2 protein-coding genes are annotated in these 719 nt (G+C 70.1%); both read right to left on the bottom strand.

Annotated features, from left to right (window positions below; genetic code table 11):
* On the bottom strand, window positions 1-207 hold a 207-nt coding region (locus QQS14_RS16455; RefSeq protein WP_425607941.1), incomplete at its 3' end, for a structural cement protein Gp24.
* A partial coding sequence (locus QQS14_RS16450) for a hypothetical protein (RefSeq protein ID WP_285908103.1) occupies window positions 204-719 on the bottom strand: 516 nt, incomplete at its 5' end. The genes QQS14_RS16455 and QQS14_RS16450, both read right to left, overlap by 4 nt.

The following is a 719-nucleotide window of genomic DNA, read 5'->3' as shown; positions in this document are numbered from 1 at the left end:
AGTGGGATACGGACGCACCAGGAAGCCGTGCAGTACGGTGGCGATATCCAGGGCGGCCAGGGCGGCCACCAGCCCGGCGGAGAGCTTGACAGGGGAGCCGTACTTCACGGCCAGCGCGCCGATGACTCCCGGTTCCAGTACGGAGTTGCCCTTGCGGGTCACATCGCCGGGATACCCGGCGGGCATGCGTTCCAGATACGCGGTCATTTCGTCCCCCTCTTGGCGTAGAATTCCTCGTTGGCACGGTTGATGTCGGCCGGGGTTGTCGCCTTGCCGAAGTCCCTGGCCGTGGCCCTGGTCAGGCCATTGACGCTGTCCCGGTTGCGCTTGAGGCGGGCCACCTCGCTGGTGGCCACAAAGGCGGCGTCCAGGGTCAGGCAGTCGCAGGCGTCCAGGGTGGAGCCGCGCAGGGCGGCGGTCATCGTCCGCTCCAGGTCCGCGTCGTTGGACGCGGCGCGCAGCGCCATCCGCTTGACGGCGCAGGCGTCGTCCGAGTCGGCCACGCGCATGTCGGGCCACAGCAGCCGGGCGCGGCTCTTGACGTCCGCGTCCACGGTTCGTGCATCTGCGGTGCGGGCGTCGCGGGTCTTGTCCCTGGCCTTGTCCTTGGCAGGCGCGGGCGGCTCGGGCTCGTCCTCGTCGGCGGCGGGCTTCGGTTCTTCCTCGTCGCCGGTGGGCTCGTCCTCGTCCTTGCTGGGCAGGGCCTGCCGCACCAGGAT

The sequence above is a fragment of the Pseudodesulfovibrio pelocollis genome, assembly GCF_030282845.1.
Classification (GTDB): Bacteria; Desulfobacterota; Desulfovibrionia; order Desulfovibrionales; family Desulfovibrionaceae; genus Pseudodesulfovibrio; species Pseudodesulfovibrio pelocollis.
Note: the sequence above shows the minus strand (reverse complement) of the source record. Positions and strands in the feature narration are given on the sequence as shown.